The sequence below is a fragment of the Candidatus Binatus sp. genome, assembly GCF_030646925.1.
Classification (GTDB): Bacteria; Desulfobacterota; Binatia; order Binatales; family Binataceae; genus Binatus.
This window is the reverse complement of the sequence record NZ_JAUSKL010000078.1, coordinates 24,454-41,767: the sequence shown is the minus strand read 5'-3', so window position 1 is coordinate 41,767 and position 17,314 is coordinate 24,454. Positions and strand designations below refer to the sequence as shown.

15 protein-coding genes are annotated in these 17,314 nt (G+C 61.5%); 10 read left to right on the top strand and 5 right to left on the bottom strand.

Features of this window, described 5'->3' with window-relative positions; genetic code table 11:
* Nucleotides 1–351: 351 nt before the first annotated feature.
* The 3 genes from Q7S58_RS13830 to Q7S58_RS13820 form a co-directional block, all read right to left on the bottom strand.
* A complete protein-coding gene (locus Q7S58_RS13830) occupies nt 352–1,014 on the bottom strand; it encodes an O-methyltransferase (protein ID WP_304826653.1) in 663 nt (220 codons plus the stop codon).
* 307 nt (nt 1,015–1,321) lie between these two features.
* Nucleotides 1,322–2,605, bottom strand: coding sequence for a hypothetical protein (locus tag Q7S58_RS13825; RefSeq protein ID WP_304826651.1), 1,284 nt, complete (start codon nt 2,603–2,605; stop codon nt 1,322–1,324).
* Between the two features lie 141 nt (nt 2,606–2,746).
* Nucleotides 2,747–3,229: a Mut7-C RNAse domain-containing protein gene (locus Q7S58_RS13820; protein ID WP_304826648.1), complete on the bottom strand. Its 483-nt coding sequence runs from the start codon at nt 3,227–3,229 to the stop codon at nt 2,747–2,749.
* A 105-nt stretch (nt 3,230–3,334) separates the two neighbouring features.
* Here Q7S58_RS13820 and Q7S58_RS13815 point away from each other — a divergent pair, with 105 nt between their 5' ends.
* Nucleotides 3,335–3,970, top strand: coding sequence for an alpha/beta hydrolase (locus Q7S58_RS13815; protein WP_304826645.1), 636 nt, complete (start codon nt 3,335–3,337; stop codon nt 3,968–3,970).
* Nucleotides 3,971–3,992: 22 nt separating this feature from the next.
* On the opposite strand, the gene Q7S58_RS13810 is transcribed toward Q7S58_RS13815, so the two are convergent.
* Entirely contained in the window at nt 3,993–4,280 is a 288-nt protein-coding gene (locus Q7S58_RS13810) for a hypothetical protein (RefSeq protein WP_304826642.1), read from the bottom strand.
* A gap of 341 nt (nt 4,281–4,621) precedes the next feature.
* On the opposite strand from Q7S58_RS13810, the gene Q7S58_RS13805 reads away from it, so the two are divergent.
* The gene (locus Q7S58_RS13805) at nt 4,622–4,936 is read left to right on the top strand and encodes a hypothetical protein (protein WP_304826639.1); all 315 of its coding nucleotides are present in this window, start codon (nt 4,622–4,624) and stop codon (nt 4,934–4,936) included.
* A 104-nt stretch (nt 4,937–5,040) separates the two neighbouring features.
* Here Q7S58_RS13805 and Q7S58_RS13800 read toward each other — a convergent pair whose 3' ends face one another.
* On the bottom strand, nt 5,041–6,735 hold the full coding sequence (locus Q7S58_RS13800; RefSeq protein ID WP_304826637.1) for a thiamine pyrophosphate-binding protein: 1,695 nt from the start codon (nt 6,733–6,735) through the stop codon (nt 5,041–5,043).
* A 380-nt stretch (nt 6,736–7,115) separates the two neighbouring features.
* On the opposite strand from Q7S58_RS13800, the gene Q7S58_RS13795 reads away from it, so the two are divergent.
* From Q7S58_RS13795 to Q7S58_RS13760, 8 genes are all read left to right on the top strand, one after another.
* Nucleotides 7,116–8,396, top strand: a complete 1,281-nt coding sequence (locus tag Q7S58_RS13795) for a BamA/TamA family outer membrane protein (protein WP_304826635.1) — start codon at nt 7,116–7,118, stop codon at nt 8,394–8,396.
* 425 nt (nt 8,397–8,821) lie between these two features.
* Nucleotides 8,822–9,544, top strand: a complete 723-nt coding sequence (locus Q7S58_RS13790) for a hypothetical protein (RefSeq protein ID WP_304826633.1) — start codon at nt 8,822–8,824, stop codon at nt 9,542–9,544.
* Between the two features lie 172 nt (nt 9,545–9,716).
* Nucleotides 9,717–10,391, top strand: coding sequence for a paraquat-inducible protein A (locus tag Q7S58_RS13785; RefSeq protein ID WP_304826631.1), 675 nt, complete (start codon nt 9,717–9,719; stop codon nt 10,389–10,391).
* On the top strand, nt 10,388–11,104 hold the full coding sequence (locus tag Q7S58_RS13780; RefSeq protein WP_304826628.1) for a paraquat-inducible protein A: 717 nt from the start codon (nt 10,388–10,390) through the stop codon (nt 11,102–11,104). Before Q7S58_RS13785 ends, Q7S58_RS13780 begins: the two co-directional genes overlap by 4 nt.
* A 40-nt stretch (nt 11,105–11,144) precedes the next feature.
* Nucleotides 11,145–12,686 (top strand): intermembrane transport protein PqiB, encoded by a 1,542-nt coding sequence (locus tag Q7S58_RS13775; RefSeq protein WP_304826625.1) that lies wholly within the window; start codon nt 11,145–11,147, stop codon nt 12,684–12,686.
* On the top strand, nt 12,686–13,279 hold the full coding sequence (locus Q7S58_RS13770; protein WP_304826622.1) for a membrane integrity-associated transporter subunit PqiC: 594 nt from the start codon (nt 12,686–12,688) through the stop codon (nt 13,277–13,279). The genes Q7S58_RS13775 and Q7S58_RS13770 overlap by 1 nt, the downstream gene beginning before the upstream one ends.
* A gap of 173 nt (nt 13,280–13,452) precedes the next feature.
* Complete coding sequence (locus Q7S58_RS13765) at nt 13,453–14,463, top strand: LLM class flavin-dependent oxidoreductase (RefSeq protein ID WP_304826619.1); 1,011 nt, start codon at nt 13,453–13,455, stop codon at nt 14,461–14,463.
* A 90-nt stretch (nt 14,464–14,553) separates the two neighbouring features.
* Nucleotides 14,554–17,097 (top strand): cation:proton antiporter, encoded by a 2,544-nt coding sequence (locus Q7S58_RS13760; protein WP_304826616.1) that lies wholly within the window; start codon nt 14,554–14,556, stop codon nt 17,095–17,097.
* The last annotated feature ends 217 nt before the right edge of the window (nt 17,098–17,314 follow it).

The following is a 17,314-nucleotide window of genomic DNA, read 5'->3' as shown; positions in this document are numbered from 1 at the left end:
CGCCAGCGTCGTCGCGCCGATTCTCCGATCCCGCAATTGATTCCTACAACCGCGCGCAGGTTAATCGCGATTACGCACGTGCGTGTTATTCCGAGCGGCGTCTTCACGGCGAGGAATCCCGGATCCGGGTTCCCCCGTCGCTTCGCTCACTCGGGGTGACCCGGGAAAGCTCCGGCCAACACGCGGCAAGTTCAAATTCGCACTCCGCTCTTTTCGACCTTTACTGACAGCGCGTAGCCGCATCTTCAATCTTAATGCGCTTCGGCCCTGCGGCCCGAAGTCGGCTTCGCGTCGCCCCAGGAAGCGCGAAACCCGTGAGGGGTTTCGCACTCTTCTCTTCTCCTTCCCCGATTACTTCTTCCGCGCGATCGTAAGCCCGTCCGCGATTCCGAGCATCACTGCTTCGACGCGTGTATCCTCCGCGATCTTGTCGTTGAGCGCGCGCAGCGCCACCGTGTTCTCGTCCTTGACGCTCGCGTCGATAATCGCACCGTTCCACAGCACGTTGTCGATCAGGATCAAACCGCTCGGGCGCATGCGTTTCAGAATTTCCTCGTAATAAACCGCGTAGCTGGTTTTGTCGGCGTCGATAAACGCGAAGTCGAAGGTATGATGCTCCGGCAGCGCGCGCAGCGTCTCGACCGCGGGCCCCAGTTTGAGCGTGATCTTGTTCGCGATTCCCGCGCGCTCCCAGTAGCGCCGCCCGATCGAGGTCCACTCCTCGTTCACGTCGCAGCAGAGCAGCCGCCCGTCGCCCGGCAACGCGCGCGCAACGCAGAGTGCGCTGTAGCCGGTGAAGGTGCCGACTTCGACCGCGCTCCGCGCGCCGATCGCCGCCGCCAGGATCGCCATGAAGGTTCCCTGCTCGGGCGCGATTTGCATCACGCTGATCATGCCGAGCTTGGACGTTTCGGCCGCCAGTTCGGCGCGGATCGGATCGCCGTTGTGGCCGTGCGCGACCGCGTATTCGTAAAGTTTTGGTGTGAGGGTCAGGTACTTCGGATTTTCCGCCATGCACTCAAGATGGCAGTTAGCTCGATCTCAGAAAAGCCGCGACCTATGCGCGGCTCCGTGTCATTCCGAGCGGGGTCTTCAGAGCGAGGAATCCCGGATCCGGGTTCCCTCGTCGCAAGGCTCTGTCGGGATGACACAGGGGCGCGATGATGACGCCGAACCTGTACTCCCTCTTTTCCCGTCTTTACTAACAGCGCTTAGCGCGCATCCTAATCTTATTGCGATTCGGCCCTGCGGCCCGAAGTCGGCTTCGCGGCGCCCCCGGAAGTTCGAAACCGGTGGGGGTTTCGAACTCTTCTTCCTCTCCTCACCGGCCGCCGAGATAGCCGAAATCGCCGTGCTGATTCACCGTCAGCGTGCCGGTAAATATCGAATGACGCTTACTTTCGGCCATCGCGATTCGATAGATCAGTTCCGTCTCGCCGACTTCGAAGAACGCATCGTCGCGCGATAGTACGTACAGCTTCTCGCGATTATCGGTATCCGTCGCGCCGACGAACATCGCGCCCGACGCCGTCAGCACCGGATCGCCCAGCGAATCGAGCTCGGTGCCGAATGGCGTGAGCTGCCCGCGCTGGATTCTGAGATCCAGCCGCTGCCGCGACAGCCGGAAAATCGCCGGCGTCCGCGCGCATCCCGCGAGCACCGCGACCGTGCCGTCAATCGCGAGCCCCGGACGCCCCGGCGACAGGTACGACACCGGCCCCAGCGCCGTCAGCGTCCCCGTCGTCAGCACGCGCGACATCGTCCCGCCCGAGTAGAGAAACAGCGCGCCGCCCGCCGGCGTCTTGGCCGTGAACGCGATCGTCATCCCGAGCGGCGACGACAATGCCGACGGCAAGCCGAACGGCCGCATGTATTCCGTGTGATTGGGTCCGTATTCGCCCTCGACCGCGAGTTCCGTAACTCCCATCTTCTTCGACGCCATCAGCAGCGCTTGCCGATGAGCTCCGGCGGCTTTCTCGCTCTTGTCGATCAGGAACGCGTTGAAGACGATTTGTCCGTCGTCGCCAATCTGCGGGCTGCCAAAGCCCAGCACTCCGATCTCGTGGCCCTCGTTGGTCTTGATCCCCGCCTTCGCGAGGCACGTGAGCGCGCCGTGCGAATAGACGAACAGTGCGTCGCGCCCGTGCGGCACCAGCGACATGAACGCGATAGTGCCATCGGCGTCGGCCACCGGATACGGGTCGCCCTTGAACGCCGGCACGCAGTCGCCGACGATCGCCTTGGGATTCAGCGGCGCGGTCAGGCGATACGCCGGCTTGGCGTCCGCATTGCCGATAAAGATCGTCCAGCGCGCCTTGATATTGGTGTCCTTCGGCTGCACTTCCGCGCCGAATATCACCCGCCCGTCCGGCATCATCGACGGCACTCCCACTTCCGTGATCGTGCCGCCGTCCGGTGACGGCATCGACACCGCCGTGATCAGTTGCGATACGCCGATACTGTCGCTGGCATACACCGCTTGCGCGCCGTCCATCTCCAGCGACGCGCCCGAGGTTCCACTCAATGTCAATGACACCGCGTGCGCTTCGATTGCGGTGGCGAATAGCAGGGCGATTGCGGGAACCAAAACTTTGAACTTGGTCATGCTTCCCCCAGACGCGATTGGAAATGATTCCACGTCTCCGTCGATCCTTATAGGCGCGATGCCGCGTACAGCGCAACGCGGGATTTTTGCGGGTTTCACCACCAAGGCACAAAGGCACCAATGTCCATTAAAATATCTATCCTACTTCGTGCCTCCGTGACTTAGTGGTTTCATTGATTCCAGTATGACGGCAATTCGATTCTGATGAGTCTCGGGCCAGTAGATTCGGCCGCAGCTTAAGCATTCCGCAAATCGATCGTGGCTCGCGAAGACGTACGGCGGCACCCGCCGCGACACCAGTTCGCGCTCGACCGGCGCCAGCACGGCGTTGCAGCGCGAGCATCGGGTGAATGCGTGGGCCGTCGGATCGATCGCGAAATGCCCCAGCACGCCGCGCAGTTGCTCGCGCAGATCGTTGCTCTCGACAAAGAACACGTCCGAAGCGGTGCGCAGCCGCTTGTCCCGCGTCAGCAGGATCCGATTCTCGATGCGCGCGCGCCGGAGCAGTCCGGCGCCATCGATCGAGTCGTCCGCGATCACGTCGGCGCCCGCGAGTCGCAGCCATCGGGCGAGCCGCATCAGCATCCGATCCGCGGCGAAGCGCGGCGTTTCATCGCTCGCCATTAGCTGTATTATACGCGCAAGCCAGCCTCGTCACGCTGCGATAATTATTTAAAGTAACGCTTTAGGTCGTAAAAAACTCTCCCGACGGACGGAGAATCGCATCAGATGGCAGAGCATCAAATCGAAGAGCAGCACGTCACGTTCAAATCCGGCGACCTCCTGCTTGAAGGCGGACTCGCAAATCCCGGCGGAGGCGCGCCCGCAGCCGTCGTATGCCATCCGCATCCGATGTACGGCGGCTCGATGCATAACAACGTGGTGGACGCGATTCTCGCCGCGCTTCGAGAGTTGGGGTACGCGACCTTGCGCTTCAATTTTCGCGGCGTCGGCGGCAGCGAGGGCGAGTACGACGGCGGCCCGGGCGAAGTGGACGACGCGAAAGCCGCGATGGAATTCCTGCTCGCTCAGCCCGGCGTCAGCCGCGAAGGCGCGACCCTTGCCGGCTACTCGTTCGGCGCGATGGTCGCGATGACCGCGGGCTACGAATCCGGCGACGTCGCGAGGATCGTCACGGTCGCGCTGCCGACCGCGATGGCCGACGCGCGCGTGCCGGCCGATGCAATCAAGCCGATGCTGCTGATCTCCGGCGATCGCGATTCACACTCGCCGCTCGATTCGTTGAAGGCGGTCGCCGCCAAAATCGGAGCGGCGGCCACGCTCGAAGTCGTCGCGGGCGCCGATCACTTTTTCGGCGGCTATGAAAAGAAGCTGGCCGAAAAGATCATGACAGCTTTGCGCTGAACGAAAGCAACGTTTCGCGAGCCTATCGATGGCTCGTCGGACCGGGACGGCGCGGCAATGGTTTCGATATCAGTCTCTGCGTCAGCCGCTTGTCCCTGTAAATCGGCCCGGATGGCAGTAGAAGCGGCGGTCGCTCCGTCTCCGCCAGCCGCGCTGCCTTTGAAACCGGCAACGATCGGACCTGCGGCGCGCGATTGCGCTCCCGCCATTCCTTTTCATCGGCAATCAGATAGCCGATACCGAGCAACGCGACATAGACCACGACCAGGGGCGCGACGAATATCAAGATGCTTTGTCCGTACGCCTCCATTCACTTTCCATACTTATAAACAGAAAGTCATGTCAAGCGAACTGTTAGCTATCACCGCCCGACGACTCGATCTCTAAGGAACCATTTCGTCCTTTCCCCGCCATCCTGCCTGACGCGCTCATCAGTGCTTAGCCCGCCAGTTCACTGCCGCTGGCTCTGCCGTCCTGCTCAATTTTTATGGGAGAGCCGTTAGGGCCGGAGGATCGTTTAAGTCAGCATAACTATTTCAGCTTGGTCTCCGTTCGCCCTTCCTTCTCCTGAACTCGACGACGTTTCACGTGAAACATCGACCCCAATGACGCTAGGCAACACGATGCGCGCGTCGATAAAATACCTTCTCGATGCGCTCACGGAACCCGCCGCCACTCGCGCTCATGCTCGCGTTCGCGATGCTTGGATTGCTCCTGCGCGGCGCCACGGACTACCTGGTCGCGTCGCCGATGCCGCCCGATCTCGTCAAGCTCGAAAAACTCGTTTCCCTCGAACTCGCTCACGTCCGCGATGCGGGACCGACCGAGCCCGCCAAGCGCAAGATGCTCTTCGACGCGCGCAATCTCGATCAGCAGGCCGAGGACTCGATCAAGGCCGGCGATTACAAGTCCGCCGAACAGAACCTGCTCAAAGCGCGCGTGATACTCCGCCAACTGAACGAGTGATCGCGCGCGCACTCTCGCGATCACTTTTGCATCGCCTCAAAACAAAGGCGGGACGCGCGATCGCTCGCGCATCCCGCCTCATCGGACGGATTACTGAATCGCGCCTAGCCCTTGGCCCCCGTCGAGCCCAGCAGATTGCCGCCGAGCGTCGCGTTGCCGATACTCACGTCGCCGACGACGTTGATCATCGCCGGCTTGCCAGATTTGAACGCGCGCTCGAGCGCCGGAATGATCTGCTCCGGCGTCTCGATATGCTCGCCATGGCATCCCATCTCGGCGAACATTTTGTCGTAGCGGATATTCGGGATCATGTTGAATGGATCGGTCCGCCCCTTGAGCCCCGGCATCTGATCGAAGTTCGGGCCCCACGAACTGTTGTTCCACAGCACGGTAAGCACCGGCAGCTTGTAGCGCGCCGCCGTTTCCATGTCGAAGCCGCCGATGCCGAGGCCGCCGTCGCCGCTGATCACGACGACCTGTTTTCCCGGCCGCGCGAGTTGCGCGCCGATTCCCATCCCGACGCCGTGTCCCACCGGCGCGAGCGGGCCCGCATCGACCACCTGTCCCATGAAGCGGCAGGTGAACGCGCGGCTCATCCATCCCGACAGCGTGAAGCTGTCGATAATCGTGGTCGCGTCCTTGTCGAGCACCGTGATCAGATCCTCGCAGAGGCGCGCCGGATGAATCGGCGTATTCTTCGCGACCTTTTGATTCTGGTCCTTGATCTGATTGTCGAAGCGCTGGCGTGTTTCCCAAACTTCCTTCACCCACGGCGAAGTCTTGTTCTTCGAGAAATCGAGCTTCAGCTCCTTGATGCGGTTGATCATCTGGCGCAGCACGATCTTCGGATCGCCGACCATCGGCAAATCCGCGTTGACTTGCCATCCGATCCGCGTAGGCGTCGGATCGACCTGGATATACTTGGCTTTATCGGTCCAGGTCGGCGGCTGTCCGAAATGCTCGCCGCTCCAGTAGCGGAATCCGATCGCGAGTATCACGTCGGCGTTGCCGGTGAACGGCTTCTTGAATGCGCCGCGAATCGCCAGCCGATGCTCTTCCGAGACGACGCCTTGTCCCGCGCGGCGCGCGTACACCGGGATATTCGTCAGTTCGACGAACTCGCGCATCTCGTCGCCCGCCTGCGACCAGAAGAGTCCGTCGCCGCCCGCAATCAGCGGACGTTCCGCCGCGACCAGCATCTCGATCGCGCGATCGATCTTCGCCGGGTCGCCCGCCGATCGCACGTCATCGACCGTGAAGCCGCGCGCGCCCTTGCGCTGACGGCCGTCTTCGTCGCCGTGATAGAGGATGTTTTGCGGAATCTCGAACAGCGCAACGCCCTGCGGCGGCGAGATCGCCTCGCGGAACGCCGAGCGGAGGTCGAACTGGATCGTGGACCAGTCCGTCACGCGCTTGGTGAATTTCGAAAAGCTATCGACCACCTCCGAACCGTATGCCTCCTGGAACGATCCAAGATGGTCCTCGGTGTTCGGATGCTGTCCCGAGATGCACACCACGGCACTGCCGGTCAGACCCGCGACGCAGAGTCCCGTCACCGCGTTGGTCAGCCCGCATCCGGCGGTCACCATGCATACTCCCACGTTGCCCGAGGTGCGCGCGTAGGCGTCGGCGGCGTATGCGGTCGCCTGCTCGTGGCGCATGTGGATCAGCTTGATGTCGTGATTGCGCAACTGGCCGAGGATCGGGAATAGATGCCCGCCGTTGATCGCGAAACAATATTTAACGCCATTCTCCCGCATCACGCGCGCGATCAATTCGCCGCCGTCAGCTTTTGCCATTGGCTTAAGTCCTCCGTGGAAATGAAATATGCCCGCTTCGTTGCGCGCCAAATCATGCGAGCCCGCGATCTCGGCTCACCGCGCAACGCTCAGTTGGGCAGGTTCAGCCGAATCCTTGCACATTTGCGGCGCTGCCGAAAAGCGGACCGCACGAACCCATTGCAGACTTGTCAAATTGAAACGACTGAACCGTCCGCCGATCGACTCCAAACAGCGCCCAAAGAACCGCTCGATCTTGCGCCAGGCGCACGGGGTTGATCGCGTCGATTAAGCCTGTCAGCTTTGCTTATCTTCGATCGCTTCCCCTCGTTACCTGGAGTGGGGATGATGGTATTTTCGACGGTTGAACGGTAGCGAAGGATTCGCGGAAAAAATTCACGATGCGCCGGATTGTCGGTTCGATTTCGCTGATCGCTCTCCTGTTACTCGCTTGCGCGAGCGCGAATGCGTTCCAACTGATGGATCCCAGCACGTGGAGCTGGCCACAGTACGATTACCATTCCTTCAAGGCGAAAGACCCCGGCTCGTGGCCCTTCATTCCGGTCCCCGAAGTCACCACTGATCCTAACGGCGGCGTGACCTACGGCATCCTCCCGGTGTGGCTCAACACCGACAATCACGACGAGATCACCAGCATCTTTGCGCCCGACATCAATGCCAACAGTACGCTCGGACCGGGTGGCAGCTTTCGTTATCTGTCGTATCCGTCGGCGGATACGCAGTGGTATGTCGTCGCCGGCGCGCAAGTGAAGATCGCGCGCAAAGTCGATCTTGATTATCAGACCGGTCGCGAGCACAAGCACTGGTGGTCGTTCGAGGGGCGGTTCTATTTCGAGCGCGACCCGACCGAGCGCTTTTACGGCTTGGGCAACCATTCAGCCGAAGGCAATCAGACCAACTACACCACCGAGCAGGTTTTCGGGATGGCTACCGTCGGCCTCAACCTAAGCGAGCAGTTGCAAATCTCGGTGATGGAACGGCCAAAATATTTGCGGATCCAGGAAGGCGGCTTCAACAGCGTCCCCGACATCACGCAAATCTTCCCGCATCAAAAAGGCATCAACGGCGGCACCGAAGTACTGACCCAGGCGATGATTCAGTACGACACGCGCGATTCGGTGGATATCCCGCGCTCGGGCGGACTCGCGCGCGTCTATTATGGAATCGCGGATCGGCGCTTCATGAGCTCGATTTCCTACAATCGCTTCGGCGGCGAAATGCGGCGCTATCTAACCGTCGGCAATCGCATCACTTTCGCCGGGCACGTCTTTACCGAATGGCAACCCGCCGGCAACGAGATGCCCTTCTGGTCGGCCGCGCGTCTCGGCGGCGACGAAAGTTTGCTCACCGATCAGGAAACTCTGCGCGGCTACGGCACGGGACGATTCATCGACAACAATCTGTTCGTGATGAATCTCGAGATGCGCACCCGGGTCTGGGACCGAAAAGTATTCGGCACGCACGGCATCCTCGAACTGGCGCCGTTCGCCGAAGCCGGCCGCGTCGGTCACGACATGAGCTACAACCCGTTCAATGATTTGCATCCGGTTGGCGGTATCGGCATCCGCGGAATCGCGGAGCCATTCGTGGTGGGATACGTCGACGTCGGATGGGGCGGCGAGGGCGCCGCAGTTTTCTCGGGCATCAATTATCCGTTCTGAGGTCCGTGTCCATTCTTATCTCGGTGCCGGCTGAAATCGAAAGCAATCGAGCGAAGGTGCGTCAGCAAGCGATCCCGCACCCTCACCTACCCGCCGCAGGGCCGGCGGGCATCCTCTTCCGTAAAGTAACGGGAGAGGTATCGGAGTATGCCGCGCGATCTGCTGCTAGCGACGAGATAGGTGAGAGTGATGGATTGCTTGCTAGTTCACCGCGCCAGGGATACTGACCTACTTTGCCGTTAGCGCCCTAAGTTCGATCAGGTAATGCCCTGAGTTGCCGCGCTGGACAAGATCGGCAAGCAGAAGGAATTGCAAACCGTTCTTCCTGTGGCTTAGTTGAAATCGAAAACGGAAACAGGCATGACCGAGCATGGAGGAGATCGATGGTAAAGTCGCTTGCAGCCTTAACGATAGGCGTTGTCTTGTTGGCCGCGGGAATGGCGCGTGCGCAGGGCGTCGTCCTGCCGCTACCGCCCGATGATCAACAGAAGATAACGGCCCAACTGGGTCCAGGCGTCGTGGGTAATGCGTTGCCCAGTGTGCCGATCGATAATCCCTCGATTTATTTTCCGCTGCAGAACAGTGCGCCGACTTACCAGGTGACCGCCGGTCCGAACACCGGCAAAACGCAATCGCTGGGACTAGTGAAATCGCGCCGCCCGGGTGGGAGATCGGCATGGCGGTTTCAGCTGTCGCCGTCGCTCGCGGGCTTTCTGCGCCAGACGGCGGGGGGCGACATCGTGATGCCTGCGCTGACCGATGCGGGCGAGGGCGTCGTGGTCGTGACCACACCAGCCAATCCGTTCGTGCCCAAGGGCATGCAACCGGGAGAGACCAGGACCTACTCGCAGCAAATCTCGGTCAACTATCTCGACGATCCATCAGACCAGAAGTACTCGGGGTCGGTAAATGGCACTTACACTTACATAGGCACCTACCAGGTCACAGTGCCCGCCGGTACTTTTCCTGCGGTCCTGTTTCGAGTTTATTGCGAGGGCAAAGTCGGTCCGGCTCATACGCAGAACACCGGCTACAACTTTTTTTCACCCGGGGTCGGCATGGTCGCGATGGTGCTGCAGGAAGACGTGACGGCCTTCTGGTTGTTCAACATCGACAGCACCACCGGCAAAGTTCTGGTTTCCAAATGACTTGCCAGTCCTACGAACCGCGGATGCTTGGTTAAGATGTGGAAGATCCACTTACGCGGACCGATAAGCCGCAGAAGCCTGAACATCCGCGCCGATGACAGGCAACCTGCACCGACACGTTCGGCGAGATATCAGCGCGAACCATAAGCCTTACATCGATATCGAATAGCCAATGTACAATCAGCCCCTTAACGACCCGGCGGTAATAGCGTGCCTGCACTGCGACCTTCTGCAGCGCTTGCCGGATCTTGAGCCGGGCGCATCGGCACGATGCCCGCGCTGCCATAAGGAGCTATGGCGTCGTCGTGAGGATTCGCTCAACCGGACGTTTGCGCTAACGCTTGCGGCCGCGATGCTGTACGTGGTCGCGAACTCGGTTCCGATGCTCGGCATCAGCGCCGTCGGACGCGGCGCATCGACCACGGTGCTGGAAGGCGCGATGCATCTCTGGCGCGAAGGGCCGCGCATCGTTGGGGTGCTGGTGCTCATCACCGCGGTCATCGCGCCTGCGCTGCAGATAGCCTTCATGCTGGCGATCGTGCTCGAGGCACGTCGAGAACGGCCGCCGCGGTGGATCGGGACTCTGCTCCGTCATCATCCGACTACCCGCACCTGGAGTATGATCGAAGTCATGCTGCTCGGCGTGCTGGTTGCCCTGATCAAAATCGCGGACTACGCGACTGTCATCCCGGGCGTGGCGCTGTTTACGCTCGGCGTGCTGGTTTTTCTGCTGGCTGGAATCCAGGCCAGCTTCGATCCAAAAGAGGTGTGGGACCGGATCCAGTGGGCGGATGAGGACGCTCGACGCGACGCCGCCCTTGATCGAATCGCCGGAGAAGCGTCGTGAGCGGGGCCGCCCCGACTGCGATGCAGCACGGTCTGCAAAGCTGCGAAACCTGCGGCCTGCTATCGCGTCCAGCGGCTGGAGAGGTGGAAGGACGATGCCCACGCTGCGCCGAGGAGCTATCGTTCCGAAAGCACGACAGCCTCCAGCGCACCTGGGCCTACCTGATTGCCGCGGCGATCTGTTACATCCCGGCTAACGTCCTTCCGGTGTTGACGACTACCACCGCGGCCGGCGCCGAATCGGACACCATCATGCAAGGCGTGGTGCTGCTATGGTCGCCGACCGGATGGCCGCTGTCGCTGATCGTGCTCATCGCCAGCATCATGATACCGAGCGCGAAAATCCTGGCGCTGATGTACTTGCTGATCACGGTGCAGCGGGGCTCGGTCCACAACAATGCGCAGCGCATCCGCATGTACCGGATGGTCGAGTTTATCGGGCGCTGGTCGATGGTCGATGTGTTCGTCGATACCTTCACCGCGGCCCTGATCCAGCTACAACCGTTGATGTCGGTAGAGCCGGGACCGGGCCTCTTCTTTTTCGCCGCGGTAGTAGTGTTTACGATGCTTGCGGTTGAGGCCTTCGATCCGCGGCTGATCTGGGATTCCATCAGCTCGAAAGAGCCAAGTTCGGACGAGGCAAATCCGGGCGAGGCAAATTCAAACGAGGCAAATCCAAACGAGGCAAATCCAAACGAGGTCAGTTATGCCTGATCGCGATCCACCGCTCCCTCCGGTCTCCGACTCGAGGGCCGTGCCCAAGAAGCGAACCCGATTCTCACTGGTCTGGGTCATCCCGGTCCTGGCGGCGATTGTAGGCGCCTGGGTCGCGGTGACGAGGATTCTCAGCGAGGGTCCGAAGATTACGATCGTGTTCCGCACGGCCGAGGGACTCGAGGCTGGCAAAACCAAGATTCACTACAACGGAGTCGACGTCGGTACGCTGACCGCGATCCAGCTCTCCGACGATCATAAGCACGTGATAACCACCGCGCAGATGGCGCCCAAGACGGAAGGATTTCTGGTTAACGACACGAAGTTCTGGGTGGTGAAGCCGCGGATATCAGGCGCCAACGTGACGGGTTTGGGCACCCTCATCTCGGGCGCTTACATCGGGATGGAAATCGGCGCCTCGAAAGAGGACAGGCGCGACTTCGTGGCGCTCGAAACGCAACCGGTGATCACAGGCGAAGTTCCCGGCCGTTTCTTCGTCCTGAAGACCCCCGACCTTGGGTCGATTGACACCGGTACGCCAATCTACTTTCGCCGATTGCAGGTCGGCCAGGTCGCTTCTTACAACATGGATCAGAACGGGAAAGCTCTGACCGTCAAGGCGTTCGTGCGGGCGCCCTACGACCAATACGTCAACGGGGACACGCGCTTCTGGCACGCGAGCGGCATCGACCTCTCGCTCACTGCCAGCGGCCTGAGCGTGCAGACCCAGTCGGCGTTGTCGATCCTGATCGGCGGCATCGCGTTCGAGACCGCGCCGAGTGTGATGGTCCAGCCGCCAGCCGAGGAGCACACGGCCTTCACCCTGTACGGCAACCGGGCTGAGGCCTTCAATCCGCCACCGCGCAATCCGCAGACCTACCAGCTCATCTTCACGGACTCGGTCCGCGGGCTCGTGGCGGGAGCGCCGGTCGAGTTCCGCGGCATTCGAGTCGGCGAAGTCGCGGATATCACCGCGCAAATCGATCTGAAGACCTTCAAATTTTCGGTGCCGGTGACGATCCGGCTGGACCCGCAGAGGCTCGGCGTCAAGATCTTCGAGCTGGGTCCGACGCTGAACCTCGAGTCGATGCGCCGGAAGTTAATCGACTCGCTGGTATCGCACGGAGTCCGCGCGCAGCTCCGCACGGGCAATCTGCTGACGGGGTCCGCATTCGTATCGCTCGATTTTTTTCCCGGCGCGCCGCCGGCGACGGTTGATTGGTCGCAGCAGCCAGTCCAACTGCCGACTATTCGGGGCACGCTCGAGGCGACCGAGGAGACCGTCGAGAACATCATCGCGAAGATCGACAAGATGCCGTTGAAAGAGATCGGCGACGAACTCCGCAAAGCGATCGCCGATCTTGACCTTACTCTCACCAGCGCACGGGGCGCGCTCGATAGCGCACACAGCACTCTCGACAACGCCAACACGCTGGTCGCGCCGAATTCCCTGCAACTCGAAAAGCTGGACCAGACTCTGGATGAGGTGAGCCGCGCCGCCCAATCCTTGCGCGTGCTCGCAGACTTTCTCGAGCGCCATCCCGAGGCGCTCCTTCGCGGCAAGAAGGGAGAGGCAAAGTGATGGCAGGCCGTGTCGCGCATCTGATTTCGATCGTGATAATCACCGCTGAATTGGCTGGGTGCGGCACTTCAGCCAAGTCGCAGTACTACTCGCTCGACTCGACCGCGATCCCGGACGGGCGCCCGGCGTCGCGTGCCGCGGTCATGGTCGGTCCGGTGTCCGTGCCGGCCTCGGTCGATCAGCCGCAGATCGTGGTCCAGGTCGCGCCTAACCGGGTCGAGGTCGAAGAGTTCAATCGATGGGTGGCGCCGTTGAACGACAGTATCGCGCGGACGGTCGCCGGCGATCTGGCCACCTTGCTCGGGACGCCGGACGTCGCGACGACGCAGCTTGCGAACTTCAATCCGGATTACCGGGTCACGATCGACGTCCAGCGCTTCGACTCGATTCGCGGCAAGGAAGCGCTCCTCGAGGCGGTGTGGAGCGTGCGCAAGACCGCCGGCGGCGACTCGCACTCTGGCCGCACGGTCGCGCGCGAGGCCGTGCAAGGCGATGGATTCGAGGTGCTCGCAGCCGCGCACAGCCGCGCGCTGGCCCGGATGAGCGGCGACATCGCCGCGGTGATTCGCACCGAGGCGGAGGAAAAACCTTAAAATCAATCTGAATACCCGCCAGGCGCGGTGAGAGCATCTTTCATGCGTTGCGGGAAACCAATTCGGCGCCCTGATTAAAGCAATCAGGCGACTCGCGCTTGAAAGCGGCGAGCGGGCCGCAGTAACGTCTAAACAAATTCGCGACCGAAAAAAATCGCGGCGAGGCAGTCCCAATGACGAAGCCAATCAAGTTCGGCTACATGCTCGATTTCCGCAATCCGCACGAATCGCGCATCAGCTTCCAGGATTTCTACGACGCGATGTTCCGGCAAATCGACTTCGCCGAAAGCGCCGGCCTCGACTCGATCTGGCTCACCGAGCATCACTTTACCGACGACGGCTACCTCTCCGCCGTGATGCCCACCCTCGCCGCGATCGCCGCGCGCACCAAGCGCGTCACGCTCGGCACCTACGTCCTGCTTGCGCCGTTCTACCATCCGCTCCGCCTCGCCGAAGACGCCGCAGTTATCGACGTGATCTCGCATGGCCGCCTCCGCCTCGGAATCGGGATGGGCTATCGCGCCGAGGAATTCGACGGCTTCCAGGTATCGCAAAAAACCCGCCTCAGCCGCACGCTCGAAACGATCGAAATCATGAAGCGCGCGTGGACCGGCGAAACGTTCAGCTTCGAGGGCAAGCATTTCAAGTTCCGCGACGCGCGCGTGCTTCCGCGCCCGGTGAGCCGGCCGCATCCTGAACTTTTGTGGGGCGGGATGACCGACAAGGCGATCCAGCGCGGCGCGGGACTCGGACTTTCGTTCGCGTGCAATCTCGGCGCGCGCGAGGTCCAGCTCTATCGCGAAGCGTTGCGCAACCTCGGCAAGGATCCCGACGGCTTCAGCATCGTCAATAGCCGCCTGCTTTATATTGCAGACAGCGCCGACGAGGCGTGGGATGACATCCGCGATGCCGCGATGTATCAAGCTGAGCTGTATGGCAAATGGCTGTCGGCGAATCTCGCGGCGAATCAGGATTGGATTCTTCCCGATCCCGAAAAAATCAAACGCGCCGCGGTGCTCGGCCCGCCGGATTTCGTCGCAGAGCGGCTCAGCGAAATCATCGACGCGACACCGATGACCGAGCTGATCCTCAACATGCAATTGCCCGGGCTCGACCCTGCCAAGGCGATGCGCTCGCTCGAGCGGTTCGCATCCGACGTGTTGCCGAAATTACGCCGCCGATAGTCGCGCACGCTCTGATTGCGTAACTGGTCACGCGCCGAATTTTGGGATTTTATTTCCCGTGCTCGATAGTTTGGCTATATTTCGATAGCCTTGCGCGAGCGCTCATTTTTGACCGGCGTCGTTGACGTGGACCTTCACACTACTCTGCTGCTGCTCGCTGGATTGCTGATCGTCGTCAGCCTGATCCAGCCGCTTGCGACGCGGCTACGCTTGTCGTCGTCGGTGCTGCTAGCGGCGGTCGGTATCGCGATCGGTGCGTCCTCGACCTTTCTGCTGAATACAACCTTGACCAATCGCTTCGACGAGTTGGCGAAAGCGATCGTCGATTTTCCGATTCACTCCGAAGCGTTCCTCTACATCTTCCTCCCGCTGCTTCTGTTTCAGACCGCGCTGACGATCGAAGTGCAGCGGATCGTCGAGGATGCGGCGCCGATTCTGCTCCTCGCCGTCGTCGCCGTGCTGGTTGCGACCGTTGTGATTGGCGCTGCGCTGGCGCCGATAGCCGGCGTGCCCCTCGTCGCCTGCCTGATGCTCGGTTCGATCGTTGCCACCACCGACCCGGTCGCCGTGATCGGCATTTTTCGCGACGTCGGCGCACCAGCGCGACTCAGCCGACTCGTCGAGGGCGAGAGCCTGCTGAACGACGCCGCCGCGATCACGCTGTTCGTCCTGCTGCTCGATCTTCTGGTCGGCGGGCATCAGATTCACGCCGGCGCCGCGGCGCTCGCTTTCGTGCGCAATTTTATTGGCGGCATCGTCGCCGGCTATATCGGCGCGCGACTGATCGTCAGCCTGCTGCCGTGGCTGGCGGACTTGCGCCTCGCCCAGGTCACGCTGACGCTCGCGCTGCCCTACCTCGTTTATATCCTCGGCGAGCGGATGTTCCACGTGTCGGGCGTCGTCGCGGCGGTTACCGCCGGTCTCGTGATGACCGCGATCGGGCAGCCGCGCTTCGCGCCGGACGATTGGCATTTCATGCAAGATGTCTGGGAGCAACTTGCGTTCTGGGCGAGTTCGCTGATCTTTATTCTCGCCTCGCTGCTGGCGCCGCGGATGCTGATGAACGTCGGATGGCACGATTTGCTGCTGCTCGGCGTACTGGTCACGGCGGCGCTGGCGGCGCGCGCGCTGGTGCTGTTTGGATTGTTGCCCTTGCTCACCTGGCTGCGGCTCAGTCAGAACGTCGATAACCGTTTCAAGACCGTGATCGTGTGGGGCGGGTTGCGTGGCGCGGTCACGCTCGCGCTCGCGCTGTCAGTGACCGAGAACCCCGCGATCAAACCCGAGATACAGCGCTTCGTAGCGGTGCTCGCGACAGGCTTCGTGCTCTTCACGTTGTTGATCAATGGCACGACGCTCCGTTTGCTTATCCGCTTGCTGCGGCTCGATCGTTTGTCGCCGCTCGATCGTGCGCTGCGCGATCAGGTGCTCGCGCTGTCGCGTGGCAAGGTCGCCGACGCGGCGCAGAAAATCGGCGTCAGCTACAACTTCCCGGACAATCTCGTCACCGACGTCACCAAATCGTACGCCGCGAGCATGTCTGCGCGTTCCGCTTCCGAGGCTGCCGAGACCGCGATCGAGGCGTACGGCGAGCAGGCCCAGCTACTGCTCGGATTGGTCGCGCTCGCGAATCACGAACGCGATCTCGTGCGCCGGCATTTCGCCGAGCGCTCGATCTCGGGCAGCATCGTCGAGCAGATGCTGGCGAACGTCGGCCGTATAGTTGATCGCACGCGCGCTGGCGGGCAGGCGGAGTACATGCGCGCGGCTCAGCGCATGATTGATTTTTCGAAGCGATTCCGCTTCGCGCATTTTTTGCACCGACGCTTTGGTATCGACGGGCCGCTGGTCGATTCTCTCGCCGATCGTTTCGAATCGCTGCTGGTCAACGGTATCGTGCTGGTCGAACTCGCTCCCTACGTCGATGAAAAATTGGCGCCGCTGCTCGGCGAGCGCGTGACGCCGCTGCTGCACGAAATAATCCGCCAGCGCCAGGAACTGACCGGCGTCGCGCTCGAGGCGCTGCGCGAGCAGTATCCGTCGTATGCGCTGCTGCTCGAGCGCCGCTTCCTGAATCGCGTGGTTCTGCGCCGCGAAGATCGCGAATATCGCTCGCTGTTCGAAGAGGGCGTTATCGGCCCCGAGCTCTACAATTCGCTCCGCCGCGAACTGGAAGCCGCGCGCGAACTGGTCGATTTGCGCCCGCGCCTCGACCTCGGACTCGAGACTCGCGACCTGATCGCCAAGGTGCCGATGTTCGCGAGCTTCACCGCCGAGCAACTCGACAAAGTCGCGCGCCTGCTCCGCCCCCGTATCGCGCTGCCCAAGGAAACCCTCATCAAGGAAGGCGACCGCGCCGATGCGATGTACTTTATTTCATCCGGCGAAGTCGAGGTGTTCGCCGCGGGCAGGATAATCAAGCTCGGCCGCGGCGATTTCTTCGGCGAGATGGCGCTGGTCAGCGGCAAGCGTCGCCAAGCCGACTGCACCGCTATCAGCTACTGCCAACTGCTCGTGCTCGAAGACGACGATTTCAAACGCCTTTGCAAAAATAATCCCGCGATCAAAGCGCTCATCGATCAAGCTTCCGATGCGCGCTTCGATATGAATCGCCGCGCCGCCGCCGCCAAGTAACACCCCAACACTTTTGTCATTCTGAGCCGACGGCTGCGCAGGCGAAGAATCCCGGATCCGGGTTCCCTCGTCGCTTCGCTCGCTCGGAATGACACGATCGCTCTCCGCCCACGAATCTGCGCTCCCTCTCTATTGTCTGTTACTGACAGCGCGTAGCGCGCATCTTAATCTTATCGCGATTCGGCCCTGCGGCCCCGAAGTCGGCTTCGCGTCACCC